The sequence below is a fragment of the Streptomyces sp. NPDC048106 genome (genome assembly GCF_040706415.1).
Classification (GTDB): domain Bacteria; phylum Actinomycetota; class Actinomycetes; order Streptomycetales; family Streptomycetaceae; genus Streptomyces.
Genome location: NZ_JBEZND010000032.1, coordinates 67,269 through 91,994 on the forward strand (window position 1 = coordinate 67,269; position 24,726 = coordinate 91,994).

A 24,726-nucleotide genomic window follows, 5' to 3' on the forward strand; every position below is an offset into this window, starting at 1 on the left:
GGCCCCCCGGACCGACCCGGCGGCGGGGCGGTCCGGCGGGGGTCGTACAGTCGGCCGTCATGACGACCGTAGGGGTACCGGCGGGCTGGCCCACGACCGAGGAGGAGGCCCGCGCGGTCCAGGACGAGCTGCGCGGCCGGGTGGTGCGCGACGAGCCCGGCCCACCGCCGGGGACGGGCCGGGTGACCGGGGTCGACGTGGCCTACGACGACGAGCGCGACCTGGTCGCCGCGGCGGCCGTCGTCCTGGACGCCGCCACCCTGGAGGTCGTCGCCGAGTCGACCGCCGTCGGCCGGGTGTCCTTCCCCTACGTCCCCGGCCTGCTCGCCTTCCGCGAGCTCCCCGCGGTCCTGGCCGCCCTCGACTCGCTGCCCTGCCCGCCCGGCCTGGTGGTGTGCGACGGCTACGGCCTGGCCCACCCCCGCCGCTTCGGCCTGGCGAGCCACCTGGGCGTCCTCACCGGCCTGCCCGCCATCGGCGTCGCCAAGAACCCCTTCACCTTCACCTACGAGGACCCGGCCCCGGCCCGCGGCAGCTCGTCGCCCCTGCTCGCCGGCGCCGAGGAGGTGGGCCGCGCGCTGCGCACCCGCGACGCCGTCAAACCCGTCTTCGTCTCCAGCGGCCACCGGGTGAGCCTGGCCAACGCCCTCGCCCACACCCTGGCCCTCACCCCCGCCTACCGCCTCCCCGAGACCACCCGCCACGCGGACGGCCTGTGCCGCAGGGCGCTCAAGGAGGCGACGGGGCCGGGCGTCACCGCCGCGCCGCCACCCGGAAGGTGATGCCGGCCGCCCGCAGCCGCCCCGTCAGCGCGTCGCCCATCGCCTGGACGGTCGTCACCTGGCCCGACGTCGGCGGCAGGTCGTCGAGGGCGAGGCAGAGCGCGGCCTCGGCGAACATCTTGGCGGTCTCGTCGTAGCCGGGGTCGCCGCCCTTGACCTCGGTGTAGACGCGGCGCCCGCCGCCCTCGCCGACGAAGCGGACCGTGAACCAGCTCCTGGCCCGCTTCTCCGCGCTGGGTCCCTCGCCCGGCCTGAGCCGGCCGGACAGCCACCGGCGCACGGGCGGAAGCTGGGCGGCGGCCATCGCCGCGCCGGCCGCGGCCACCCCGCCGAGCGCGACCGGCAGCCGGCGGACCGCGGCGAAGTGCCGGTAGCGGAAGTCGGGGCCGTACCGGTCCAGGGCCCGTGCCGAACGGCTCACGATCCGCGGGTCGATGGTGGGCAGCGGCACCGCCCACGCGCCGACCTCCGGGGCGAACCGGGGCGCCCCCGCCGGCGCGCTCACCCGGCGCCCGTGCAGCCGCGGCTCGTGCCGGGCCCGGTCCCGGGCGGCGGCCAGCATCCGCCGCCCGCGGGCGAACTGGTCGAGCGCGGAGGCCAGGGTGCCGCCGGAGAACGCCGCGTCGGCGGTCACATAGCCGTCCACCCGCAGCGGCACCCCCTCCGGCAGTTGCCGGATCGTGAAGTAGGCGCCCAGATCGTGCGGCACGGAGTCGAATCCGCAGGCATGCACCAGGCGCGCGCCGGTCTCCCGCGCGCGGGCGTCGTGCCGCACGTACATGAGGTCCACGAACTCCGGCTCACCGGTGAGGTCCAGATAGTCGGTCCCGGCGTCCGCGCAGGCGGCGACGAGCCCCTCGCCGTGGCGGAGGTAGGGCCCGACGGTCGTGGCCACCACCCGCGTCCGCCCGGCGAGCTCGCGCAGCCCGTCCCGTTCGGACGCGTCGGCGCGCAGCACGCCGACGCCCGCGCCGCCGGCGGGCCACCGCTCCCGCAGCCGGTCCCGCAGGCGCCGCAGCCGCACCTCGTCGCGACCGGCGATCGCCCAGCGCAGGCCCGTCGGCGCGTGCGCCGCCAGGTACTCCGCGGTGAGGGTGCCGACGAAGCCCGTCGCTCCGTAGAGCACCACGTCGTAGGGACGGTCCAGCCCGTTCATGACCCACCTCGCCTGCTCATGACACCCCCGGGGGCGCGCAGCCCGCGCCGCTGTCGGGGCGAGGCTAGCGTGAGGAGTGGGTGCCGAGGCGACCGGGTGATTTTCGGCCGGATGGGCACTTGGCTAAGCGCTTGCTCGTTCAGGGCTTGTGCCGGATGGAACACGTTCATAGCATCACCGGTGTTACATCAGTTGTGTCACACGCTTGGGGGACGGCATGAACACCGCGGCACCAGCAGCGCGGGGCCCGCTCGGCGGCGTGCGCGTGGTGGAGCTGGCCGGCATCGGGCCGGGCCCGTTCGCCGCCATGCTCCTCGCCGACCTCGGCGCCGACGTGGTCCGCGTGGACCGGCCGGGCGGCCCCGGTCTCGGCATCGACCCCGCCCATGACGTCACCAACCGCAACAAGCGCTCGATCGTGGTCGACCTCAAGTCGCCGGACGGCGCCGCGCGCGTCCTGGACCTCGCCGAGCGCGCCGACGTCCTCGTCGAGGGCTACCGGCCGGGCGTCGCCGAGCGTCTCGGCGTCGGCCCCGGCGACTGTCACGCCCGCAACCCCCGCCTGGTCTACGGCCGGATGACCGGCTGGGGCCAGGACGGCCCCCTCGCCGAGCGCGCGGGCCACGACGTGTCGTACATCGCGCTCACCGGCGCCCTCGGCATGATCGGCCGCCCCGGCGAACCCCCGGCCGTCCCCGCCAACCTCCTCGGCGACTACGCGGGCGGCTCGCTCTACCTGGTCGTCGGCGTTCTCGCCGCCCTGCACCACGCGCGCGCCACCGGCACCGGTCAGGTCGTGGACGCCGCCATCGTGGACGGCACCGCCCACCTGTCCGCCATGATCCACGGCATGCTGTCCGCCGGCGCCTGGCAGGACCGGCGCGGCGCCAACCTCCTGGACGGCGGCTGCCCCTACTACGGCACCTACGAGACCGCCGACGGCGGCGCCATGGCGGTCGGCGCCCTGGAGGAGCGGTTCTCGGCGGAGTTCCTGCGCCTGCTGGGCCTGGACGACCTCCAGGACGCCCGCGCCGACCTCACCCGCTGGCCCGAACTGCGCGCCGCCGTCGCCGCCCGCTTCCGCGGCCGTACCCGCGAGGAGTGGACCGCCCTGTTCGCGGACTCCGATGCCTGCGTCGCCCCCGTACTGTCGCTGCGCGAGGCCCCGCACCACCCGCACCTGGCCGCCCGCGGCACCTTCACCGACCACTCCGGCATCACCCAGCCCGCCCCCGCGCCCCGCTTCTCCGCCACCCCCACCGCCGTCCGCACCGGACCCGCGCTGCCCGGCGCCGACGCGGCGGCCGTGGTCCGGGACTGGGGCCTGCCCGCACGCGCGGGCGACGACCGGCCGACCCCGGCCGCCGACTGAGCCCCCCGACCCATCGCCGCGCGTCCGAACCGCTCGGCCGACCCTCCCGAAAGGCATCCCAGTGAGCACCGAAGCGTACGTGTACGACGCGATCCGCACCCCGCGCGGCCGCGGCAAGGCGAACGGCGCCCTGCACGGCACCAAGCCCATCGACCTGGTCGTCGGCCTCATCCACGAGATCCGCGACCGCTTCCCGAACCTGGACCCGGCCGCCATCGACGACATCGTGCTCGGCGTCGTCGGCCCCGTCGGCGATCAGGGCTCCGACATCGCCCGCATCGCCGCCATCGCCGCCGGCCTGCCGGACACCGTCGCGGGCGTGCAGGAGAACCGCTTCTGCGCCTCGGGCCTGGAGGCCGTCAACCTGGCCGCCGCCAAGGTCCGTTCCGGCTGGGAGGACATGGTCCTCGCGGGCGGCGTGGAGTCGATGTCCCGGGTCCCGATGGCGTCCGACGGCGGCGCCTGGTTCAACGACCCGATGACCAACCTCGACGTCAACTTCGTGCCGCAGGGCATCGGCGCCGACCTGATCGCCACCCTCGGCGGCTTCACCCGCCGGGACGTGGACGAGTACGCGGCCCTGTCCCAGGAGCGCGCCGTCAACGCCTGGAAGGAGGGCCGCTTCGCCCGCTCGGTGGTCCCGGTCAAGGACCGCGCGGGCCTGGTCGTCCTCGACCGCGACGAGCACCCGCGCCCCGGCACCACCGCCGACTCCCTCGCGAAGCTCAAGCCGTCCTTCGCCGACATCGGCGAACTCGGCGGTTTCGACGCGGTGGCGCTGCAGAAGTACCACTGGGTGGAGAAGATCGACCACGTCCACCACGCGGGCAACTCCTCCGGCATCGTGGACGGCGCCTCGCTCGTCGCGATCGGCTCCAAGGAGGTCGGCGAGCGCTACGGCCTCACCCCGCGCGCGCGGATCGTCTCCGCCGCCGTCTCCGGCTCCGAGCCCACCATCATGCTCACCGGCCCCGCGCCCGCCACCCGCAAGGCCCTCGCCAAGGCCGGCCTCACCATCGACGACATCGACCTGGTCGAGATCAACGAGGCGTTCGCCGCCGTCGTGCTGCGCTTCGTCGACGACATGGGCCTGTCGCTGGACAAGGTCAACGTCAACGGCGGCGCCATCGCCCTCGGCCACCCGCTCGGCGCCACCGGCGCCATGATCCTCGGCACCCTCATCGACGAACTGGAGCGCCAGGACAAGCGCTACGGCCTCGCCACCCTGTGCGTGGGCGGCGGCATGGGCATCGCCACCATCATCGAGCGCATCTGAACTCCCAGCGGAACCAAGCGACTTCAACGGAGACGACTGTCATGACCGAAAGCACCACCATCCGCTGGGAGCAGGACGACACCGGTGTCGTCACCCTGGTCCTGGACGACCCCAACCAGTCCGCGAACACCATGAACCAGGCGTTCAAGGCCTCCATCCAGGCGATCGCGGACCGCGCCGAGGCCGAGAAGGACTCCATCCGGGGCATCATCTACACCTCCGCCAAGAAGACCTTCTTCGCGGGCGGCGACCTCAAGGAGATGATCCAGGCCCGCCCCGAGGACGCCCAGGCCGTCTTCGACACCGCGACCGCGATCAAGAACGCGCTGCGCCGCATCGAGACCCTCGGCAAGCCGGTCGTCGCCGCCATCAACGGCGCGGCCCTGGGCGGCGGTTACGAGATCGCCCTCGCCTCCCACCACCGCGTCGCCCTGGACGCCCCCGGCTCCAAGATCGGCCTGCCGGAGGTCACCCTCGGCCTGCTGCCCGCGGGCGGCGGCGTCACCCGTACCGTGCGCCTGATGGGCATCACCGACGCGCTGCTCAAGGTGCTGCTCCAGGGCACCCAGTACAACCCGCGGCGCGCCCTGGAGAACGGCCTGGTCCACGAGGTGGCCGAGACGCCCGAGGAGATGCTGGCCAAGGCCCGCGCCTTCATCGACGCCCACCCCGAGTCCCAGCAGCCCTGGGACGTCCCGGGCTACCGGATCCCGGGCGGCACCCCGGCCAACCCGAAGTTCGCCGCCAACCTGCCCGCCTTCCCGGCCAACCTGCGCAAGCAGACGAACGGCGCGCCCTACCCGGCGCCGCGCAACATCATGGCCGCGGCGGTCGAGGGCTCCCAGGTCGACTTCGCGACCGCGATCACCATCGAGACCCGCTACTTCACCGAGCTGGTCACCGGGCAGACCGCGAAGAACATGATGCAGGCGTTCTTCTTCGACCTCCAGGCCGTCAACTCCGGCGCCAACCGGCCCAAGGGCGTCGAGCCCCGCCAGGTCCGCAAGGTGGCCGTGCTCGGCGCCGGCATGATGGGCGCGGGCATCGCCTACTCGTGCGCCCGCGCGGGCATCGAGGTCGTCCTGAAGGACGTCTCCCTGGAGGCCGCGCTCAAGGGCAAGGGCTACTCCGAGAAGCTGTGCGCCAAGGCCGTCGCCCGGGGCCGCACCACCCAGGAGAAGGCGGACGCGCTGCTCGCCCGGATCACGCCGACCGGGGACGCCGCGGACGTCGCCGGCTGCGACGCGGTGATCGAGGCCGTCTTCGAGGACACCACGCTCAAGCACAAGGTGTTCCAGGAGATCGAGTCCGTCGTCGCCCCCGACGCGCTGCTGTGCTCCAACACCTCCACCCTGCCCATCACCACCCTCGCCGAGGGCGTCGAGCGCCAGGGCGACTTCATCGGTCTGCACTTCTTCTCGCCGGTCGACAAGATGCCGCTGGTCGAGATCATCAAGGGCGAGCGCACCGGCGACGAGGCCCTGGCCCGCGCCTTCGACCTGGTCCGGCAGATCAACAAGACGCCGATCGTCGTCAACGACTCGCGCGGCTTCTTCACCTCCCGGGTGATCGGCCAGTTCATCAACGAGGGCGTCGCCATGGTCGGCGAGGGCATCGAGCCCGCCTCCGTGGAGCAGGCCGCCGCCCAGGCCGGCTACCCGGCCAAGGTGCTCTCCTTGATGGACGAGCTGACGCTGACCCTCCCGCGCAAGATCCGGGGCGAGACGAAGCGGGCCGTCGAGGAGGCCGGCGGCACCTGGGCCGGACACCCGGCCGAGGCCGTCATCGACCGCATGATCGACGAGTTCGGGCGTCCCGGCCGCAGCGGCGGCGCCGGCTTCTACGACTACGCCGAGGACGGCAAGCGCGCCGGGCTCTGGCCGGGCCTGCGCGAGCACTTCACCAAGGCCGGGTACGAGATCCCGTTCAAGGACATGCAGGAGCGGATGCTCTTCTCCGAGGCGCTCGACACCGTGCGCCTGGTGGAGGAGGGCGTGCTGACCTCGGTGGCCGACGCCAACATCGGCTCCATCCTCGGCATCGGCTTCCCGGCCTGGACCGGCGGCGTGCTCCAGTACATCAACGGCTACGAGGGCGGCCTGCCCGGCTTCGTGGCCCGCGCCCGGGAACTCGCCGAGACCTACGGCGAGCGGTTCGAGCCGCCGGCGCTGCTGGTGGAGAAGGCGGACCGGGGCGAGTCCTTCACGGACTCAGCCGCCTCCTGATCCCTCCCCGCTGAGCAGCTCGCTCAGCTCTTCCCGCAGCGAGCGCTGGAACGTGGTCAGCAGCGCCTGCACCACCAGCGGGTGGATGTGTGCCGACAGGTCCCGCACATCGCGGGTGTCCCGCTCGGCCACCTCGCCGCGGAAGAGCCGGGCCAGCTCACGGGCCGCGGCGCGCGAGTGCTCCATGAGCACCTCGCGCGCCGCGAGGATCGTGCCCTGGGACAACGGCACGTCGAGCAGTTCGAGCCCGAGCCGCAGCAGTCCGGAGTCGACCCGGAAGCCGTCCTCGCCGTCCGCGACGAGGACCCCCGAGGCGCCCAGCCGCTCCAGTTCCTCGTCGGCCAGCACCCGCCCCGCCCGCCGCTCCAGCTCGGCGCGCGAGACCGTCTCCACGGCGTCCGGCGCCCAGGAGGCGACCACGGCCCGGTGGATGGCCAGGTCGTGGGCGGACAGATCGGACGGAAGCTGTCCCAGGTACCGCTCGATCGCCGCCAGCGTCATCCCCTGCCGCTGCAACTCCTCGATCAACGCCAGGCGCGCCACGTGTCCCGCCCCGTACCGCCCGACCCGTCGGGGCCCGATCACCGGCGGGGGCAGCAGGCCCTTGCTCCCGTAGAACCGCACGGTCCGCACCGTCACCCCCGCGCGCGCGGCCAGCTCGTCGACGGTGAGGCTCATCTCCCCGGCATCGGTCGTCATGTGCAGCAGTATCGCTGTCACACCACTACTGTGAAACCCGTCGGCCGCCGTCGCGCGGCTCGTCCGGCCCGCCCGTGCGGAGCCCTGGCCGGGGCCGCTCCGACCCCTCGTGTACGCAGCGTGGTGAACATCATGTGGACGCTGGGCGGATCGTGTGAGAAGTAACGCTCTGTGATGTGGGCCATCGCATATGACCCGGCATGTCTGGGAAGCTGCAGGCTTGGTCTGTACCGCGACCATCCGGGTGGTGCGGGCCAAGCCCTGCACGACCCCCGGGCTCATGAGGTCCGGGCGCACCAGGAAGTGGTACCACCCGTGAGCAAGGAAGTCGTGGAATCGGCACAGGCCGCCGCTCGTACGCAGACGGCGCCAAGGCCCGCGGACGCGGGCGACGCCGGCTACAGCAAGGACCTCAAGGCCCGCCACGTCAACATGATCGCCATCGGCGGCGCCATCGGCACCGGCCTGTTCCTCGGCGCCGGAGGGCGCCTGCACAACGCGGGTCCCGCCCTCGCCCTGGCCTACCTGGTCTGCGGCGTCTTCGCCTTCTTCGTGGTGCGCGCCCTCGGCGAGCTGGTCCTGTACCGGCCCTCCTCCGGATCCTTCGTGTCGTACGCGCGCGAGTTCCTCGGCGAGAAGGGCGCCTACGTCGCCGGCTGGATGTACTTCCTGAACTGGTCGACCACCGGCATCGCCGACATCACCGCGATCGCGCTCTACACGCACTACTGGAGCTTCTTCACGCCCATCCCGCAGTGGGTGCTGGCGCTGATCGCGCTCGCCGTGGTGCTCACCGTGAACCTGATCTCGGTGAAGATCTTCGGCGAGATGGAGTTCTGGTTCGCGATCATCAAGGTCGCCACCCTGGTGGGCTTCATGTTCATCGGCATCTTCCTGCTGGCCACCCAGCACCACGTCGACGGCTACACGCCCGGTCTGAACCTCATCAGCGACCACGGCGGCGTCTTCCCGCACGGCATGATGCCGGTCGTCCTCGTCATGCAGGGCGTGATCTTCGCGTACGCCGCGCTCGAACTGGTCGGCGTCGCCGCCGGTGAGACCGAGCGGCCGGAGAAGGTCGTCCCGCGCGCGGTGAACTCGATCATGTGGCGCGTGGGCCTGTTCTACGTCGGCTCGGTCGTCCTCCTCGCCCTGCTGCTGCCCGGCTCGGTGTACTCCGCCGACCAGAGCCCGTTCGTGACCGTCCTGTCCAAGATCGGCATCCCGGCGGCCGGCGACGTGATGAACCTCGTGGTCCTCACCGCCGCGATGTCCTCGCTGAACTCCGGCCTCTACTCCACCGGCCGCATCCTGCGCTCCATGGCCATGGCGGGCTCCGCGCCCAAGTTCACCCGGGTGATGAGCCGCAGCCAGGTGCCCTACGGCGGCATCCTGCTGACCTGCGGCATCTGCGTCCTCGGCGTCGGCCTGAACTACCTCGTGCCCAGCCAGGCCTTCGAGATCGTGCTGAACGTCGCCTCGCTCGGCATCATCAGCACCTGGGTGATCATCATGATCTGCCACGCGATCTTCGTCCGCCGGGCCCGCGCGGGTCTGGTGACCCGGCCGCACTTCCAGCTCAAGTTCTCCCCGGTCACCGAGATCGCCACGATCGCCTTCCTGCTGGTCTGCCTCGGCATGATGTGGGACGACCACGAGGTCGGCCGCAAGACCCTGCTGCTCATCCCGGTGCTCGCCGTCATGCTCGTCGCCGGCTGGTTCGGCGTCCGCCGCCGCGTGAACGCCGGCACGGACCAGGAACTGTCCGAGCTGACGAAGTAGCGGCTCGGCGCCACTGTCAGTGGCCGCCCTTACGGTGGCGTCATGCCGGAGATCACATTCGTCCGGGGCGACGCCACCGCCCCGTCGGCCGAGGGCCCCAGGATCATCGCCCATGTCTGCAACGACGTCGGCGGCTGGGGCAGGGGCTTCGTCCTCGCCCTCTCCCGCCGCTGGTCGGAACCGGAGACCGCCTACCGCGCCTGGCACCGCGACCGTGCGCACAACGACTTCCAACTGGGCGCGATCCAGCTCGTCCAGGTCGAGCCGCGCACCTGGGTGGCCAACATGGTCGGCCAGCGCGGCATCAGAACCGGCGGCAAGGGCGTCCCGGTGCGCTACGAGGCGATCGACACCGCCCTCGCCCGCCTCGCCGACCGGGCCCTCGCCCTCGGCGCCTCCGTGCACATGCCCCGCATAGGCTGCGGCCTGGCCGGCGGCACATGGGCCCGCATAGGGCCGCTCGTCACCGAGCGACTGGCCGGGCGGGGGATAGCGGTCACGGTGTACGACCACGGGGACCAGGCCGGGCACTGAGGCGGGTCCCGGTGAGCGCCGGGCCGATCCGGCCGTGCACCACGGGGCTCGCGGTCCTCAGTGCGACGTGGTCTGCCGGGCCGGCGGTGCGGGGGCCGTGAGGTCGGTCGTCGCGTCGTCGTAGCGGCGCAGTACCAGTCGGGCGACCGAGTCGTGCGCGCCGAGCGGGGGTGCGGTGAGGCAGGCGCCCGCCGCGGCGGCCCGGTCGCCGAAGAAGCCGGGGGCCATCAGGTAGCGGGCCACCGCGACCCGGTCGTGGCCGCGCCGCCGCAGCCCGGCCACCGCCTCGGCGGGGGTCGGCGAGCCGGCGCACAGGTACGACGGCACCACGGGAGCGCCGAGCCGCCGCGCGAGCAGCCGGGCCATCCGCGCGGTGTCCTCGTTGGCACCCGGGTCCGTCGAACCGGCCGCGGCCAGCACCACGGCGCCGCCCGGGGTCCAGCCCGCCTCCACCAGCCGGTCGCACAGGGCGTCGGCGAGCAGGGGGTGCGGGCCGAGGGCGCGGGCCACCCGGGCCCGGGCGTCCGGCGCGGCCGCCACCACCGCGGGGATGTCGACGCGCACGTGGTAGCCGGTGCCGAGCAGCAGGGGCACCAGGACCGCGGGGCCGTCGAGCCCCGCCAGCACCTCGGCGAGCGGCGGCCGCACCAGGTCGAGCCAGCCCGTCTCGACGCGCAGCCCCGGCCGCAGCCGCCGTACGGCGTCGACGAGCCGGCCGACCGTACGCTCGTGCCCCGGACCCCTGCTGCCGTGGCCGACGGCGACCAGGACCGGGTCCTCGCTCGCCGCCCGCGCTTCCGCGTCGCTCACACCGTCACCGCCAGCCGGTAGCCGCGCTTGGGCACCGTCCGCACCAGGGCGGAGTGGGGGCCGAGCGCGGCGCGCAGGCGGGCGATCGCGGCGTCCACGGCGTGCTCGTCGGCGCGGTCCGCCAGCCACACGCGGCGCAGCAGCTCGGCGCGGCTGAGCACATGGCCCGGCCGCTCGGCGAGGGCCCGCAGGACCGCGGCGAGCACCGGCGGCAGCGTGATCCGCGTGTCGTCGGTGAGTACCGCGCTGCCCTGGAGCACCACCTGCCGTCCCTCGTACACCAGTTCCCGGCGCATCCTGTCCGGCAGCGCCTCGGCGAGGGTGCGCACCAGCGCGCCGAGCCGGCCGCGCTCCGGCCAGACCGGCTCGACGCCGAGTTCGCGCAGCGGCCGGGCGCACACCGGCCCCACGCAGACCGCGAGCACGTCACCGCGCAGGGCGTCGAGCACCTCCGCGCGCCGGTCGACGCCGTCCGCGCCGGCCAGCAGCGCCTCGATCGCCTGCGCGCTGGTGAAGGCCAGGGCGTGCAGCTCGCGCCGGACGGTCAGCTCGACGAGGCGGCGCACCGCCTCCGGATCGTCCGGCGGGCCCCAGCGGTAGACCGGCACCTCGATCACCTCGGCGCCGCGTTCGCGCAGGGCGGCGGCGAAGCCGTCCAGCGGCACGCCGTGCTCCTGCACGGCGATCCGGCGGCCGTCGAGCGGGCGGGCGAGCAGCCAGGTGAGCAGCTCGTCGTTGGCCTCGGAACGCGGCGAGAACGCCTCGTCCAGGCCGCTCGCCCGCACCGCGCCGGTGGCCTTGGGGCCCCGCGTGAGCACCACCGACGCCCGGCAGGCCGCGGCGAGCCGCCCGCCGATGCCCCAGCCGTCGGCGGCGCTCATCCAGCCGCGCCAGCCCACGCCGGTGGTGGCGACGACGTAGTCGAGCGGCCCCGCGAGGCAGCGCTCGGTGGCCTTGCGCAGCGCGGTGTCGTCGCCGAGCGGGACGATGCGCATCGTGGGCGCCTGCACCACCCGGGCGCCGCGCCGCTCCAGCAGTGCCGTCAGCTCCTCGCGGCGGCGCGTGGCGGTCACGCCGATCGTGAACCCGGTCAGCGGACCGGCCCGCCGTGCCGCCATGCCGCCTGTGTCGGTGCCCGTTGCCATGCCGTTCAACATCCGCCAGCCTCGTTGCGGGCCGGTTGCCCGCATGTCACGGCGGCGTAAGCGGGTGTCCACGCGTGTTACGGAAGATGTCGGTGACCTCACCCCGTGCCGCCGGCGGTGTGAGACAGCCTTACCGCGGGCGCAACACGGCCGACCCGGTGGCGAAACGCGCGCTGGCGACGCTCGACGGCATGACGACGACCACCACAGCCGTGGACACCCACTGTCCGTACTGCGCGTTGCAGTGCGGCATGCGGCTGGCACGCACCAGCGGGACGGACAGCACACCGCTGGAGGTGCTGGAGCGGCCGGCGTTCCCGGTCAACCGGGGCGCGCTGTGCGGCAAGGGGCGCACCGCGGCCCGGCTGCTCGCCCCCGGCGCCCGTCTGACGGCGCCGCTGGTGCGGGACGCCGGCGGGCTGCGCGAGGCGTCCTGGGAGGAGGCGCTCGACCGGGTGGCCGCGGGGCTCGCGGACGCCGGGCGGCGCCACGGGCGGGACGCGGCCGGTGTGTTCGGCGGGGGCGGGCTCACCAACGAGAAGGCGTACCTGCTGGGCAAGTTCGCCCGGGTGGTGCTGCGCACCGCGAACATCGACTACAACGGCCGGTTCTGCATGTCCTCGGCGGCCGCCGCGCTCAAGGGCGCCTTCGGTCTCGACCGCGGCCTGCCGTTCCCGCTGGCCGACGTCTCCCGCGCCGAGTGCGTGCTGCTGGTCGGCGGCAACCCGGCCGAGACGATGCCGCCGGCCGTCCGCCACCTGCGCGAACTCAGGGAGAACGGCGGCCGGTTGATCGTCGTCGACCCGCGCCGCACCCGCACCGCCGACCTCGCCGACCTGCATGTGCAGCCGGTGCCCGGCACCGATCTGGCGCTCGCGCTCGGCCTGCTGCACGTGGTGATCGCCGAGGGGCTGACGGACGAGGCGTTCATCGCCGCCCGCACCACCGGGTTCGAGCAGGCCAGGGCCGCCGCCATGGCGCACTGGCCGGAGCGGGTCGAGCGGCTGACCGGCGTCCCGGTGCCGGTGCTGCGCGAGGTGGCCGGCTGGTTCGCGCGGGCGGCCACCGGGATCGTGCTCACCGCGCGCGGGGCCGAACAGCACAGCAAGGGCACCGACACCGTGGCCGCCTGGATCAACCTGTGCCTCGCCACCGGCAAGGCGGGCCGCCCCGGCTCCGGCTTCGGCTGCCTCACCGGCCAGGGCAACGGCCAGGGCGGCCGCGAACACGGCCAGAAGTCCGACCAGTTGCCCGGCTACCGGTCCCTCACCGACCCCGCCGCCCGCGCCCACGTCGCCGCCGTGTGGGGCGTCGACCCGGACACCCTGCCCGGACCGGGCCGCTCGGCCTACGAGATGCTCGACGGCCTCGGGCAGCCGGGCGGGGTGCGGGCCCTGCTGCTGATGGGCTCCAACCCGGTGGTCTCGGCACCCAACGCGGCCCACGTCACCGCCCGGCTGCGGGAGCTGGACTTCCTCGCCGTCAGCGACGTGGTGCTGTCGGAGACCGCCGAGCTGGCCGACGTCGTCCTGCCGGTCGCCCAGTGGGCGGAGGAGACCGGCACGGTGACCAACCTGGAGGGCCGCGTCCTGCTGCGCGAGGCGGCGCTCGCTCCGCCCGAGGGCGTCCGCACCGACCTGCACGTGCTGCGCGGGCTGGCCGACCGGCTCGGCGTGCGGCGCGGCTTCTCCGAGGACCCGCGGGAGGTCTTCGAAGAGCTGCGCGCCGCCTCGGCGGGCGGCCCCGCCGACTACGCGGGCATCACCTACGAGCGCGTCCGCGCGGAGGACGGCGTCTTCTGGCCGTGCCCGGCCGAGGACCACCCCGGCACGCCCCGGCCGTTCCTCGACCGCTTCGCCACGCCGGACGGGCGGGCCCGGTTCGCCGCCGTCTCGCACCGGCCGGCCGCGGAGGAGCCGGACGCGGACTACCCGCTGCGGCTGACGACCGGGCGGGTGCTCGCCCAGTACCAGAGCGGCGCGCAGACCCGGCGGGTGCCGGAGCTGCAGCAGGCCGCGCCCGGACCCTTCGTGGAGCTGCACCCCCGCCTCGCCGAGCGGCTCGGCGTCGCCGACGGCGACCCGCTCGTCCTGACCACCCGCCGCGGCCGCGCCACCGCCCCGGCGCGTATCACCCCGGGCATCCGCTCCGACACGGTCTTCGTCCCCTTCCACTGGCCGGGTCCCGGCCGCGTCAACTCCCTCACCCACCCCGCCCTCGACCCGGTGTCGCGGATGCCGGAGTTCAAGGTGTGCGCGGTTCGTGTCGAGCGTGCGAAGGCCGGCCGGTGAGCGGGCGGATCGCCGTGGTGGGCGCCGGGATGGCGGCGGCCCGCCTGGCGCAGCAACTCGTCGAACGGGGCCGAGGGGACGGCGTGACGCTGTACGGCGCCGAGCCGCACCGCCCGTACAACCGCACGCTCCTCGCCGACGTGCTCACCGGCCGCCTCGGCGCCACCGCCGTCGCTCTGCCCTGCGGCGCCCCGCAGGTCGCCGTGCGCACCGGACGCGAGGTCGTCGCGGTGGACGTGCGGTCCCGCACACTGACGCTGGCGGGCGGCGAGGAGAGCGGCTACGACGAACTGGTGCTCGCCACCGGGGCCAACCCGGTGCTGCCGCCGATCCGGGGCCTGCGCACCGCCGAGGGCGGCCTGAAGGCCGGCGTCCACGCCTTCCGGAGCCTCGCCGACTGCGCCCGGCTCGCCGAGGACGCGGCGCGGGCCACCCGCGCGGTGGTGATCGGCGGCGGGGTGCTCGGGGTGAGCGCCGCACGGGCGCTCGCCGCGGTCGGCCTGCCCACCGAGATCGTCCACCAGGCCCCGTACCTGATCGAGCGCCACCTCGACGAGGGGGCGGGCGGCGCGCTGCGCGGCGCCCTCGAAGAGCTGGGCGTGCACACCTACCCCGGCAACCGCGCCCGCGCCCTCGACGGCGACACGCGGGTCACCGGCGTCCGCCTCGCCACCGGTTACCTGCTCGAAGCCGACCTGGTGGTCCTCGCCTGCGGGGTGCGCCCCCGCACCGGGCTCGCCCACGCCGCCGGGATCGCGGTGCGCGACGGCGTCGTGGTGGACGACCGGCTCGCCGCCGACGCCCCGCACGTCTTCGCGATCGGCGACTGCGCCGAGCACGCGGGCGTCACCCACGGCCTCGCCGGCCCCGCCTGGGACCAGGCCGACGTCCTCGCCGCGAGGCTCTCCGGCGCCGGTCCGGACGCCGTCTACGGCGGATCGCGGCCGCTGGTCCGGCTGACCGCGGGCCCGCTGGAATACGCCGCGTTCGGCGAGACCGGCGAGGCGGCCGGCACCGACGTGCTGCGCATCGCCGACGCCACCCGGGGGCCGTACGGCTCCTACAAGAAGCTCGTGCTGCGCGGCGACCGGCTCGTCGGCGGCATCCTCCTCGGCGACCTCACGACGGTCGGCGACCTCACCCGAGCCTACGAGTGCGACGAAGCGCTCCCCGACGATCCGCTCCACCTGCTCACCACCGAAGGAGCCGCGTGATGCACTCCGCTACCGCACCCCGACGCGACCTGGTCCTCATCGGACACGGCATGGTCGGCCAGCGTTTCCTGGAGAAGTTCTACGAAGAGCCCCGGCCCGGCTGGCGGGTGACCGTCCTCGCCGAGGAGGCCCGCCCCGCCTACGACCGGGTCCACCTCACCTCGTGGTTCTCCGGCACGACCGATGACGAACTCTCCATGTGCCCCGCGGAGTTCATCGCCGAGCACGGCATCGACCTGCGCCTCGGCGAGCCCGCGACCGCCATCGACCGGGAACGCCGGACGATCACCACGGCGGCCGGGCGCACGCTCCGCTACGACGCCCTCGTGCTCGCCACCGGCTCCTACCCCTTCGTACCGCCGGTGCCCGGCCACGAGGCCGGCGGCTGCCACGTCTACCGCACCCTGGACGACGTCGCCGCGATCAAGGCGGAGGCGGCCCGGGCGCGGACCGGCGCGGTGGTCGGCGGCGGCCTGCTCGGCCTGGAGGCGGCCGGCGCGCTGCGCGCGCTGGGAGTGCGCACCCACGTCGTGGAGTTCGCCCCCCGGCTGATGGCGCTCCAGGTCGACGAGGCCGGCGGAGAGCTGCTGCGCCGCAAGATCGAGGAACTGGGCGTCACCGTCCACACCGGCGCCGGCACCGAGGCGATCACGCCGGGACCCGACGGCCGGGTGCGCTCGATGGCCCTGTCCGACGGCACCGAACTCGACGTCGACCTGGTCGTCTTCTCCGCCGGTGTGCGCCCCCGCGACCAGCTCGCACGCGAGTGCGGCCTGCCGGTCGGCGCCCGCGGCGGCATCGTCGTGGACGCCTCCTGCCGCACCGAGGACCCGCACATCTGGGCCATCGGCGAATGCGCCCAGGCCGCCGACGGCCGGGTCTACGGACTGGTCGCCCCCGGCTACGCCATGGCCGAGACCGCCGCCCGTCGACTCCTCGAAGACGAGGGCGAGTTCACCGGCGGCGACACCTCGACCAAGCTCAAGCTGCTCGGCGTCGGCGTCGCCAGCTTCGGCGACGCGCACGGCACCACCGACGGCGCCCTCGACGTGGTGTACGCCAACAGCCGTGCCGGGGTCTACAAGAAGCTGGTCGTCGGCGCCGACGGGCGGCTCCTCGGCGGCGTCCTCGTCGGCGACACCGACGACTACGCCACCCTGCGCCCGCTGCTCGCCGGCGCCCCGCTCTCCGTACCGCCCGAGCGGCTGCTGCTGCCCGCCCAGGCCGGCGCGGGCCCGGCCCCGCTGCCAGACGAGGCGATCGTCTGCTCCTGCCACAACGTCAGCAAGGCCACCATCCGCCAGGCGGTCGCCGACGGCAGCGACTCGGTGGCCCAGGTGAAGAAGTGCACCAGGGCCGGTACCGGCTGCGGCAGTTGCGAGAAGCTGCTCGGCACCATCGTCTCCGAAGAACTGGCCGAGCGCGGCGTCGCCACCGCCGGCGGCCTGTGCGAGCACTTCACCCAGACCCGCGCCGAGCTGTACGAGATCATCCGGGTCAAGGGGATCACCGGCTTCTCCCGGCTGATCGACGAGCACGGCAGCGGCGAGGGCTGCCAGATCTGCAAGCCGGCGGTCGCCTCGATCCTCGCCGGCCTGGCGAACGGCCACATCCTCGACGGCGAACAGGCCGCGCTCCAGGACACCAACGACCACTTCCTCGCCAACATCCAGCGCGGCGGCTCGTACTCGGTGGTGCCGCGCGTCCCCGGCGGCGAGATCACCCCCGAGGGCCTGATCACCATCGGCGAGATCGCCCGCGACTTCGGCCTCTACACCAAGATCACCGGCGGTCAGCGCATCGACATGTTCGGCGCCCGCGTCGACGACCTGCCGCGCATCTGGCGCCGCCTGGTCGACGCGGGCTTCGAGTCGGGCCACGCCTACGGCAAGGCGCTGCGCACCGTGAAGTCGTGTGTGGGGGAGACCTGGTGCCGCTACGGCGTGCAGGACTCGGTCGGCCTCGCCATCGAACTGGAGCTGCGCTACCGCGGCCTGCGCTCCCCGCACAAGATCAAGGCGGCCGTCTCCGGCTGTGCCCGCGAGTGCGCCGAGGCGCAGAGCAAGGACTTCGGGGTGATCGCCACCGCCGAGGGCTGGAACCTCTACGTCGGCGGCAACGGCGGCATGACCCCGCGCCACGCCGACCTGCTCGCCTCGGATCTGGACCGCCCCACGCTGATCCGCACCATCGACCGCTTCCTGATGTTCTACATCCGCACCGCCGACCGGCTGGAGCGCACCGCCCCCTGGGTGGCGCGGCTCGACGGCGGCCTGGACCACCTGCGGGACGTCGTCCTGAACGACTCCCTCGGCATCTGCGACGACCTGGACGAACTCATGCGACGTCACACCGAGACCTACCAGGACGAATGGGCCGCCACCCTCGCCGACCCCGACCGGCTGAGCCGCTTCGTCTCCTTCGTCAACGCCCCCGGCGTCCCCGACCCCGCCGTGCGCTTCACCCCCGAGCGCGGCCAGATCCGCCCGGTCCGCATCGCCGGCCCGCGCCTGGAGGTGCGCGCCTGATGCACACCGACGAGATCCAGCTCGCCCACGAGGGCGCATGGCACACCGTCTGCCGCTACGGCGACCTGCTCCCCGGCCGCGGCGTGGCCGTGCTCCTTGACGGCGAGCAGGTCGCGCTCTTCCGGGACCGCACGGGCGGGCTCTACGCCGTGCAGAACTACGACCCCTTCAGCGACGCCTACGTCCTCTCCCGCGGCATCACCGGCAGCCGCGGGGACGTGCCGGTGGTCTTCTCACCCATGTACAAGCAGGCCTTCGACCTGCGCACCGGCTCCTGCCTGGACGAGGAGACCGCCCCCGACGGCACCCCGGCGCGGCTGCTGGTCTGGCCGGTGCGGGTCGCCTCGCCCGCCGCCCGCTGAACCCGCGCCCCGCGCCCCGCACCCGCACGGCATCCGCCCGCCACCATCCCGCCGGAGCCTCCATGCCCTCCTCGCCCCTGCCCTCTTCGTCCTCCTCGCCCCCTTCTCCGTCCCCCTCCTCGTCTCCCTCCTCGTTCGCCGTCGCGTTCCGCCGGCTCGGTGCGCTGGCGTCCTTCCGCGGCCGTCACCGGATCCTGCACCTGACGACGCTGGCGTTCTTCCTCACCTTCCTCGTCTGGTTCGACATGGCGCCGTTCGCCGGGCAGATAGCCGCCGAACTCCACCTGACCAAGGGGCAGTCGCTCACCCTCTCGCTGTGCAACCTGGCGCTGACCGTCCCCGCGCGGATCGGGGTGGGCATGCTCCTGGACCGCTTCGGCCCACGCCGGGTGTACGCGTCGATCCTGATCTTCGCGGTCGTCCCGAACACGATCTTCGCGACCGCGTCGAGCTTCCCGGTCCTGGTCTTCAGCCGCCTGCTGCTCGGCGTGGTCGGCGCCGGGTTCGTGGTCGGCATCCGGATGGTCGCCGAGTGGTTCTCCCGCGAGGAGATCGGCACGGCCGAGGGCTTCTACGGCGGCTGGGGCAACTTCGGCTCGGCCGCGGCCTCCCTGGTGCTGCCCGGCCTCTCCGTCCTCCTCGCGGGCCACGCCGGCGGCTGGCGCTGGGGCATCGGACTCGCCGGCGTGCTCTCCGCGCTCTACGGCCTCGTCTACCTCTTCGCCGTGCGCGACACCCCCGAGGGCTCCGCGTACCAGCGGCCGCGCCGGCAGGGCGCCCTCGAAGTCACCAGCCGCCGGGCGGTGTTCGGGCTGCTGGCGGTGCAGCTCCCGCCGATCGCCGTCCTCGGTCTCGTCGCCTACCGCATCTGCGACGCCGGAGTCATCCCCGAGTCCGCCTTCGTCGCCGTCGTCGTCGTGCTCGTGGCCGGCTACGCGGCGCAGGCGATGCGCACCCTGTCGGTGAACCGCACGGCGCTCGCCGACGCCCATCCGCCCGCCGAGCGCTACCCGTTCCGGCTGGTGGCGCTGCTGTCGCTGGCGTACTTCGTGACGTTCGGCACCGAACTGGCCGTGGTCTCCCTGCTCCCCGCCTACTTCGCCGACACCTTCGGGCTCGGCGTCGCGGCCGCGGCCGCCGCGGGCAGCGCCTTCGCCTGCACCAACCTGGTCACGCGCCCCGCGGGCGGGCTGCTGTCCGACGCGCTTCCCCAGCGGCGGACGGCCCTGCGGATCCTGCTGGTCGGCGCCGTGGCCGTCTTCCTCGTCCTCTCCCGGATGACGAGCGGCTGGGGGCTGTGGGCGGGCGTCGCGCTGGCCGCGCTGGCGTCGGTCTTCATCCAGGGCGGCAACGGCGCGGTCTACGCGATGGTCCCGCTGGTCAACCGCCGTGCCGGCGGCCAGATCGCCGGCCTGGCGGGCGCGTACGGCAACGTCGGCGGGATCGTCTTCACCTCGGTGCTCGTCTTCGACGGCGGCGACGTGCGCCTGCTGTTCCTCGTCATCGCGGTGTGCGCGGCGGCGATGGCCCTGCTGACCATGTGGCTGCCGGAGCCGCAGGGCACGACGGGCGCGACCGGAGCCGCCGTGCCGACCCCGCGCGAGTCCCCCCTCGCCACCCGCGCCTGAACCCCGGCGGCACGGCCGTGCCGCCCCCCGGCCCCGCGCCCTCCCGGCCCATCGGACGAACGCGATGGGCCGGGAGGGCGTTGTCCGCGGGCAGCCGGGCGGGGTCAGCGGCCGTGTTCCGCGTGCGCCGCCTCGATCTGCTTCCAGGACTTCGGCTGAGATGCCGGGTCCGCCGTGTCCGCCGCCGCGAAGGACCGGGCCGCGGACGCGGGCGGCTTCACCGGCTGGTACAGCCAGGTGTCGAAGAGCCCCGCGAGCGGCTTGCCGGAGACCTTCTCGGCGTACTTCTCGAAGTCGGCCACGGACGCGTTGCCATAGGCGTGCGTCCTCGGCCAGCCCTTCAGGATGCGGAAGAAGGCGTCGTCGCCGACCTCGTTCCGCAGCGCCTGGATGGCGGCCGCGCCCCGGTCGTAGACGGCGTCGTCGAACTGGTCGTCCGGACCGGGATCGCCGGGCGCGACGGTCCAGAAGGGGTCGTCGGCCGGGTGCGAGGAGTACACGTGGTCGGCGAGCTGCTGCGCGGTGCCCTCGCCCTCGTGCTCCGACCACAGCCACTCCGCGTACGTGGCGAACCCCTCGTTGAGCCAGATGTCCTTCCAGCCCTTCACCGACACGTCGTCCCCGTACCACTGGTGGGCCAGCTCGTGCACGACCACCGAGGGGTTGGCGCCCTTCGCGAACTGCCGGGGGCTGTAGTAGACGCGGGTCTGGGTCTCCAGCGCGTACCCGGTGGTCGTGTTCGGGACGTAACCGCCGGCGGTGGCGAACGGATACGGCCCGAAATAGCCGCTCAGCCAGTCGACGATCTCCCCGGTGCGCTCCACGCTCGCCCGCGCGGCCCCGTCGACGGCACCCAGGTCCTTGCTGTAGGCGTTGATCACCGGCACCCCGCGCCCGGAGCGGCTCGTGGTGAGGTCGAACCCGCCGATCGCGAGCGTGGCCAGATAGGTCGCCTGCGGCTTGTCCTGGCGCCAGGAGTAACTGGTCCAGCCCCGCTTCGAGACGGTCGACCGGAGCGTGCCGTTGGAGACCGCCTGGGTGCCGTCCGGCACGGCGACCGAGACGTCGTACGTCGCCTTGTCACTCGGGTGGTCGTTGCTCGGGAACCACCACCACGCCGACTCGGGCTCGTCCGCCGCGACCGCGCCGTCCGGCGTGCGGTGCCAGGTGGTGAAGCCGTAGGCGCTCTTCGTGGACGGCACCCCGCTGTAGCGGACCACGACCGTGAGCGGCGTGCCCTTCGCCAGCGGACGCTTCGGCGTGACCACCAGCTCGTGCTGCTCCGCGTGCGTGAAGGACGCCTTGGCGCCGTTGACCCGCACCTCGCTCACGTCCAGCAGGAAGTCCAGGTCGAAACGGGACAGATCCTGTGTGGTCCGCGCCTTGATCGTCGCGGTGCCCCGCAGCTCGTCCGTCGTCGGCTGGTACCGCAGACTGAGGCCGTAGTGCGAGACGTCGTAGCCGCCGTTGCCGTAGTACGGGTAGTAGGGGTCGCCGATGCCCGGCGCGCCGGGGGAGTAGCTCGCGGCCGATGCCGGGATCGCCAGCAGGAGGGAGGCCGCCGCCAGTGCGCCCGGCGCGATGATTCTGCGGTGCACGTCAGCTCCAAGTCGTCGGGACTGCGGGTCCGTTCAGGAGACCCCGTCGCGAAGTACCCCGTTCGGAGCACCCGTTCGGGGCACCTCGCCCGGAGATCTCTGTCCGGAGCCTATTCACCCCCTGAGCCCCTCGCCCTGTCCATGACCCCTGCCGTCACACGATCGCCATTCGGCCGCAACGAGCCACCCGGGTGCCGTAACGCGCTCTTCTGGACCGGGGGTTGACCGGAGTACCGTCCGCCCATGCCGAAGAGCACACCTGACCGGGCGCCGCTGCGCACGCCCCGCACCCCGTGGCGAGCGCTCGCGGCGGCGGCCGTCGCCGCCCTGCTGGCCGCCTTCCTCACCCCGGCCGCCGCGCACGCCGCGCCGCCCGCCGAGAGCGCCCCCGTCTACTCGTACGCCCACGCCGTCCGCGAGTCCGTCTGGGTGGACACGGGCCTCGACGAGGACCGCGACGGCAGGCCCGACCGCGTCGCCGCCGACATCGTCCGCCCCGCCGAACCGGCCCGCGCGGGCCGCAAGGTGCCGGTCATCATGGACGCCAGCCCGTACTACTCCTGCTGCGGGCGCGGCAACGAGAGCCAGGTCAAGACGTACGACGCCGGCGGCCACGTCGTCCAGATGCCGCTGTTCTACGACAACTACTTCGTGCCCCGCGGCTACGCCTTCGTCGGCGTCGACCTCGCCGGCACCGACCGCTCCGACGGCTGCGTCGACGTCGGCGGCCGCTCCGACATCCAGTCCGCGAAGGCCGTGATCGACTGGCTGGGCGGCCGCGCCAAGGCGTACACGAGCCGCACCGGCACCCAGGCCGTCAAGGCCACCTGGACCGACGGCAGCACCGGCATGATCGGCAAGAGCTGGGACGGCACCATCGCCAACGGCGTCGCCGCCACGGGCGTCAAGGGCCTGCGGACCATCGTGCCGATCAGCGCCATCTCCTCCTGGTACGACTACTACTTCGCCCAGGGCGCCCCGCTCTACGACGGCGGCCCCGACGAACTCGCCGGGTACGTGGAGAGCGACGCGGCCCAGGCCCACTGCGCGGCCGAGCAGCGAAAGCTCGCCGACGGCAGCCCGCGCAGCGGCGACTGGACCCCGCTGTGGACCGAGCGGGACTACGTCAAGGACGCGGCCAAGGTGCGCGCCAGCGTGTTCGTGGCGCAGGGCATGCAGGACCTCAACGTCCGCACCAAGCACTTCGGCCAGTGGTGGGACGCCCTCGCCGAGCACGGCGTCGCGCGCAAGCTGTGGCTGTCCCAGACCGGCCACGTCGACCCCTTCGACTACCGGCGCGGCGCCTGGGTCGACACCCTGCACCGCTGGTTCGACCACGAACTCCTCGGCTACCACAACGGCATCGACCGCGAGCCGGTGGCCGACGTCGAACGCCACCCCGGCCAGTGGGTCACCTCCGCCACCTGGCCGCCCGCCGGTACCCGCGCCACCACGCTCCACCCGGCTCCCGGCACCGGCCCCGGCGTCGGCACCCTCGGACTCCGCCCGGCCGCCGGCACCGAGACGTTCACCGACGACCCCCGACTGGGCGAGACCGACTGGGCGGCCCGGCTGACCACGTCCACCCCCGAGAAGACCGGCTTCCTCACCGCACCCCTCGCCCACGACCTTCGCCTGTCCGGCACCTCACAGGTGACGGTCACCGCGACGCCGACCACCGCCTCGGCCCATCTCTCCGCCGTCCTCGTCGACGTCGGCCCGGACACCATCCGCGACTACGCCGACGAGGCCGAGGGCATCACCACGCTGACGGACCGCACCTGCTGGGGCGCGAGCACCGCCGGCGACAGCGCCTGCTACCTGGAGACCGCCCCGAAGACCGCCGACGTCGACTACACGGTCTTCAGCCGGGGCTGGGCCGACCTCGGCCACTACGCCTCCCTCGCCAAGGGCGTCCCGCTCACCCCGGGCAAGGCCTACACCATGACCCTCACCCTGGCCGCGACCGACCACGTCGTCCCCAAGGGCCACCGCCTCGCCCTGGTCATCGCGGGCACGGACCGGGACCTGATCGACCCGCCGTCCACGACGCCGTCGCTGACGGTGCTCCTGGCCGGCACGTCGGCCCGGCTGCCGCTGGTCGGCGGCGCCCAGGCCTTCGCCCGCGCCACCTCGGGTACCACGGCGCAGGCCCCGGCCCCGGACCGGCCGAAGGGCCTGCGCGCACCGCGCACCACCACGCACCTCCCGGCGGGCTGATCCCCGCCCGCGGGTCTCAGGCGGCCGGGTCCGGCACCAGCCCGGCCGCCTCCCGCGCGCACCCCCACGCCACCGTCACCCCGGCACCGCCATGGCCGTACGAGTGCACCACCGTCCGCCCGCCGGGCAACGACTGCCGCTCCAGCCGCACCGCGTCCCGGTACGGCCGCAGCCCCACCTTGTGGGCCAGCACCCGCGCCCCCGCGATCTCCGGCCGCACCCGCGCACACCGGGCGATGATCTCCGCCGCCGTGTCCGGATCCGGCTCCGAGGACCAGTCGCCCTCCTGGGCCGTGCCACCGAGGATCAGCCCGTACGGCTGCGGAATGAAATACGCGGCGACCGGCGAGGAATGGTCGACGGACGTGTAGTACGTGTCGACGCCGGGATTCTCGACCACCACCAGCTGCCCCCGCACCGGCCGCACCGAGGCGTCCTCGGCCAGCGAACGCGCCCCGAGGCCCGAGCAGTTGACCACCACGTCGGCGGGCACCTCGGCGAGATCGGCCACCTCGCGCAGCACCACCGTGCCGCCGGCCCGCACGAGCCGCTCCCGCAGCCACGCCAGATGCGTCGGCATGTCGATCACCGGCAGCCGCGCCGCCAGCCCGTCCGGCACGGCCCGCAGCCCCGGCACCCGGCCCGCCCAGTCGCCCAGCCCGTCCAGGCGCGCCCCCTGATGGACACCGTCGACCAGCCGTACGCCCGTCTCCCCGGGCCGCTCGGCCAACTCCTCGTACACCGCGAGGGTCTCCAGCGCCCACGCGCCGACGAGCCGCTCCGGTTCGATGCGATACGGCCACCACAGGCCGCCGGCGACCGCCGACGTGGTCTCCTCGGCGGGCTCCCGCGTCCACACGGCCACCCGCCGACCGGCCTCGGCCAGCACCACGGCCGTCGTGAGCCCGACGACGCCGCCGCCGACCACGATCACTTCGTCACTCGTCTCAGGGATCACGCTGTTCACGTCTGGACCATAGGCCCTGCCGGCCCGTCCCCGTCAGAGCCCCGCGCACATCGTCTGGCGTGGGGATACTCACAGATGACCGGCACCGGCGGAGCACCAACGGAACCGGGGCGTGCGGCGGGCCCACTAGGATCGGC

Annotated in this window: 18 protein-coding genes; 12 read left to right on the top strand and 6 right to left on the bottom strand. The window is 73.9% G+C overall.

What is annotated here, in order from left to right:
• Window positions 1-59 precede the first annotated feature (59 nt).
• Window positions 60-782 (top strand): endonuclease V, encoded by a 723-nt coding sequence (locus AB0927_RS28180; RefSeq protein WP_366670544.1) that lies wholly within the window; start codon window positions 60-62, stop codon window positions 780-782.
• Here the strand turns inward: AB0927_RS28180 and AB0927_RS28185 are convergent.
• Window positions 754-1,938 (bottom strand): saccharopine dehydrogenase NADP-binding domain-containing protein, encoded by a 1,185-nt coding sequence (locus AB0927_RS28185; protein WP_366670545.1) that lies wholly within the window; start codon window positions 1,936-1,938, stop codon window positions 754-756. The genes AB0927_RS28180 and AB0927_RS28185 overlap by 29 nt on opposite strands.
• Window positions 1,939-2,155: 217 nt before the next feature.
• On the opposite strand from AB0927_RS28185, the gene AB0927_RS28190 reads away from it, so the two are divergent.
• The 3 genes from AB0927_RS28190 to AB0927_RS28200 all read left to right on the top strand — a co-directional run bounded on the left by AB0927_RS28190 (window position 2,156) and on the right by AB0927_RS28200 (window position 6,811).
• Window positions 2,156-3,310 (top strand): CaiB/BaiF CoA-transferase family protein, encoded by a 1,155-nt coding sequence (locus AB0927_RS28190; RefSeq protein ID WP_366670546.1) that lies wholly within the window; start codon window positions 2,156-2,158, stop codon window positions 3,308-3,310.
• A gap of 61 nt (window positions 3,311-3,371) precedes the next feature.
• Window positions 3,372-4,586: an acetyl-CoA C-acetyltransferase gene (locus tag AB0927_RS28195; RefSeq protein ID WP_366670547.1), complete on the top strand. Its 1,215-nt coding sequence runs from the start codon at window positions 3,372-3,374 to the stop codon at window positions 4,584-4,586.
• A 41-nt stretch (window positions 4,587-4,627) separates the two neighbouring features.
• On the top strand, window positions 4,628-6,811 hold the full coding sequence (locus tag AB0927_RS28200) for a 3-hydroxyacyl-CoA dehydrogenase NAD-binding domain-containing protein (RefSeq protein ID WP_366670548.1): 2,184 nt from the start codon (window positions 4,628-4,630) through the stop codon (window positions 6,809-6,811).
• On the opposite strand, the gene AB0927_RS28205 is transcribed toward AB0927_RS28200, so the two are convergent.
• Window positions 6,797-7,510, bottom strand: a complete 714-nt coding sequence (locus AB0927_RS28205) for a MerR family transcriptional regulator (RefSeq protein ID WP_366670574.1) — start codon at window positions 7,508-7,510, stop codon at window positions 6,797-6,799. The two genes, AB0927_RS28200 and AB0927_RS28205, sit on opposite strands and share 15 nt — an antisense overlap.
• A gap of 315 nt (window positions 7,511-7,825) precedes the next feature.
• On the opposite strand from AB0927_RS28205, the gene AB0927_RS28210 reads away from it, so the two are divergent.
• Both AB0927_RS28210 and AB0927_RS28215 read left to right on the top strand, forming a co-directional pair.
• The gene (locus AB0927_RS28210) at window positions 7,826-9,292 is read left to right on the top strand and encodes an amino acid permease (RefSeq protein ID WP_366670549.1); all 1,467 of its coding nucleotides are present in this window, start codon (window positions 7,826-7,828) and stop codon (window positions 9,290-9,292) included.
• A 42-nt stretch (window positions 9,293-9,334) separates the two neighbouring features.
• The gene (locus AB0927_RS28215; RefSeq protein WP_366670550.1) at window positions 9,335-9,826 is read left to right on the top strand and encodes a macro domain-containing protein; all 492 of its coding nucleotides are present in this window, start codon (window positions 9,335-9,337) and stop codon (window positions 9,824-9,826) included.
• A gap of 57 nt (window positions 9,827-9,883) precedes the next feature.
• Here AB0927_RS28215 and AB0927_RS28220 read toward each other — a convergent pair whose 3' ends face one another.
• On the bottom strand, window positions 9,884-10,636 hold the full coding sequence (locus tag AB0927_RS28220) for a CbiX/SirB N-terminal domain-containing protein (RefSeq protein ID WP_366670551.1): 753 nt from the start codon (window positions 10,634-10,636) through the stop codon (window positions 9,884-9,886).
• Window positions 10,633-11,781 (bottom strand): uroporphyrinogen-III synthase, encoded by a 1,149-nt coding sequence (locus tag AB0927_RS28225; protein ID WP_366670552.1) that lies wholly within the window; start codon window positions 11,779-11,781, stop codon window positions 10,633-10,635. Before AB0927_RS28225 ends, AB0927_RS28220 begins: the two co-directional genes overlap by 4 nt.
• 191 nt (window positions 11,782-11,972) lie before the next feature.
• On the opposite strand from AB0927_RS28225, the gene AB0927_RS28230 reads away from it, so the two are divergent.
• The 5 genes from AB0927_RS28230 (at window position 11,973) to AB0927_RS28250 (ending at window position 19,804) form a co-directional block, all read left to right on the top strand.
• Window positions 11,973-14,072 carry a molybdopterin oxidoreductase family protein gene (locus tag AB0927_RS28230; protein WP_366670553.1) on the top strand — a complete coding sequence of 700 codons (2,100 nt, stop codon included), beginning with the start codon at window positions 11,973-11,975 and terminating at the stop codon, window positions 14,070-14,072.
• Window positions 14,069-15,286: an FAD-dependent oxidoreductase gene (locus tag AB0927_RS28235; RefSeq protein ID WP_366670554.1), complete on the top strand. Its 1,218-nt coding sequence runs from the start codon at window positions 14,069-14,071 to the stop codon at window positions 15,284-15,286. The genes AB0927_RS28230 and AB0927_RS28235 overlap by 4 nt, the downstream gene beginning before the upstream one ends.
• Window positions 15,286-17,814 carry a nitrite reductase large subunit NirB gene (gene nirB, locus AB0927_RS28240; protein ID WP_366670555.1) on the top strand — a complete coding sequence of 843 codons (2,529 nt, stop codon included), beginning with the start codon at window positions 15,286-15,288 and terminating at the stop codon, window positions 17,812-17,814. The genes AB0927_RS28235 and nirB overlap by 1 nt, the downstream gene beginning before the upstream one ends.
• A complete protein-coding gene (gene nirD, locus AB0927_RS28245) occupies window positions 17,814-18,176 on the top strand; it encodes a nitrite reductase small subunit NirD (RefSeq protein WP_366670556.1) in 363 nt (120 codons plus the stop codon). Before nirB ends, nirD begins: the two co-directional genes overlap by 1 nt.
• A 62-nt stretch (window positions 18,177-18,238) precedes the next feature.
• Entirely contained in the window at window positions 18,239-19,804 is a 1,566-nt protein-coding gene (locus tag AB0927_RS28250) for an MFS transporter (protein WP_366670557.1), read from the top strand.
• 104 nt (window positions 19,805-19,908) lie between these two features.
• On the opposite strand, the gene AB0927_RS28255 is transcribed toward AB0927_RS28250, so the two are convergent.
• Window positions 19,909-21,402 carry a M1 family metallopeptidase gene (locus AB0927_RS28255; protein ID WP_366670558.1) on the bottom strand — a complete coding sequence of 498 codons (1,494 nt, stop codon included), beginning with the start codon at window positions 21,400-21,402 and terminating at the stop codon, window positions 19,909-19,911.
• 243 nt (window positions 21,403-21,645) lie between these two features.
• On the opposite strand from AB0927_RS28255, the gene AB0927_RS28260 reads away from it, so the two are divergent.
• Window positions 21,646-23,622, top strand: a complete 1,977-nt coding sequence (locus AB0927_RS28260; protein ID WP_366670559.1) for a Xaa-Pro dipeptidyl-peptidase — start codon at window positions 21,646-21,648, stop codon at window positions 23,620-23,622.
• Between the two features lie 16 nt (window positions 23,623-23,638).
• Here the strand turns inward: AB0927_RS28260 and AB0927_RS28265 are convergent, their stop codons facing one another.
• On the bottom strand, window positions 23,639-24,580 hold the full coding sequence (locus AB0927_RS28265) for an FAD-dependent oxidoreductase (protein ID WP_366670575.1): 942 nt from the start codon (window positions 24,578-24,580) through the stop codon (window positions 23,639-23,641).
• Window positions 24,581-24,726: the final 146 nt, after the last annotated feature.

What these genes read in the sequence shown, in the direction of transcription:
- AB0927_RS28205 (WP_366670574.1), bottom strand. Translation starts at nt 7,510, where the DNA reads ATGACGACCGATGCCGGGGAGATGAGCCTCACCGTCGACGAGCTGGCC.
- AB0927_RS28225 (WP_366670552.1), bottom strand. Translation starts at nt 11,781, where the DNA reads ATGGCAACGGGCACCGACACAGGCGGCATGGCGGCACGGCGGGCCGGT.
- AB0927_RS28230 (WP_366670553.1), top strand. Translation starts at nt 11,973, where the DNA reads ATGACGACGACCACCACAGCCGTGGACACCCACTGTCCGTACTGCGCG.
- AB0927_RS28190 (WP_366670546.1), top strand. Translation starts at nt 2,156, where the DNA reads ATGAACACCGCGGCACCAGCAGCGCGGGGCCCGCTCGGCGGCGTGCGC.
- AB0927_RS28180 (WP_366670544.1), top strand. Translation starts at nt 60, where the DNA reads ATGACGACCGTAGGGGTACCGGCGGGCTGGCCCACGACCGAGGAGGAG.
- AB0927_RS28200 (WP_366670548.1), top strand. Translation starts at nt 4,628, where the DNA reads ATGACCGAAAGCACCACCATCCGCTGGGAGCAGGACGACACCGGTGTC.
- AB0927_RS28215 (WP_366670550.1), top strand. Translation starts at nt 9,335, where the DNA reads ATGCCGGAGATCACATTCGTCCGGGGCGACGCCACCGCCCCGTCGGCC.
- nirD (WP_366670556.1), top strand. Translation starts at nt 17,814, where the DNA reads ATGCACACCGACGAGATCCAGCTCGCCCACGAGGGCGCATGGCACACC.
- AB0927_RS28250 (WP_366670557.1), top strand. Translation starts at nt 18,239, where the DNA reads ATGCCCTCCTCGCCCCTGCCCTCTTCGTCCTCCTCGCCCCCTTCTCCG.
- nirB (WP_366670555.1), top strand. Translation starts at nt 15,286, where the DNA reads ATGCACTCCGCTACCGCACCCCGACGCGACCTGGTCCTCATCGGACAC.
- AB0927_RS28185 (WP_366670545.1), bottom strand. Translation starts at nt 1,938, where the DNA reads ATGAACGGGCTGGACCGTCCCTACGACGTGGTGCTCTACGGAGCGACG.
- AB0927_RS28260 (WP_366670559.1), top strand. Translation starts at nt 21,646, where the DNA reads ATGCCGAAGAGCACACCTGACCGGGCGCCGCTGCGCACGCCCCGCACC.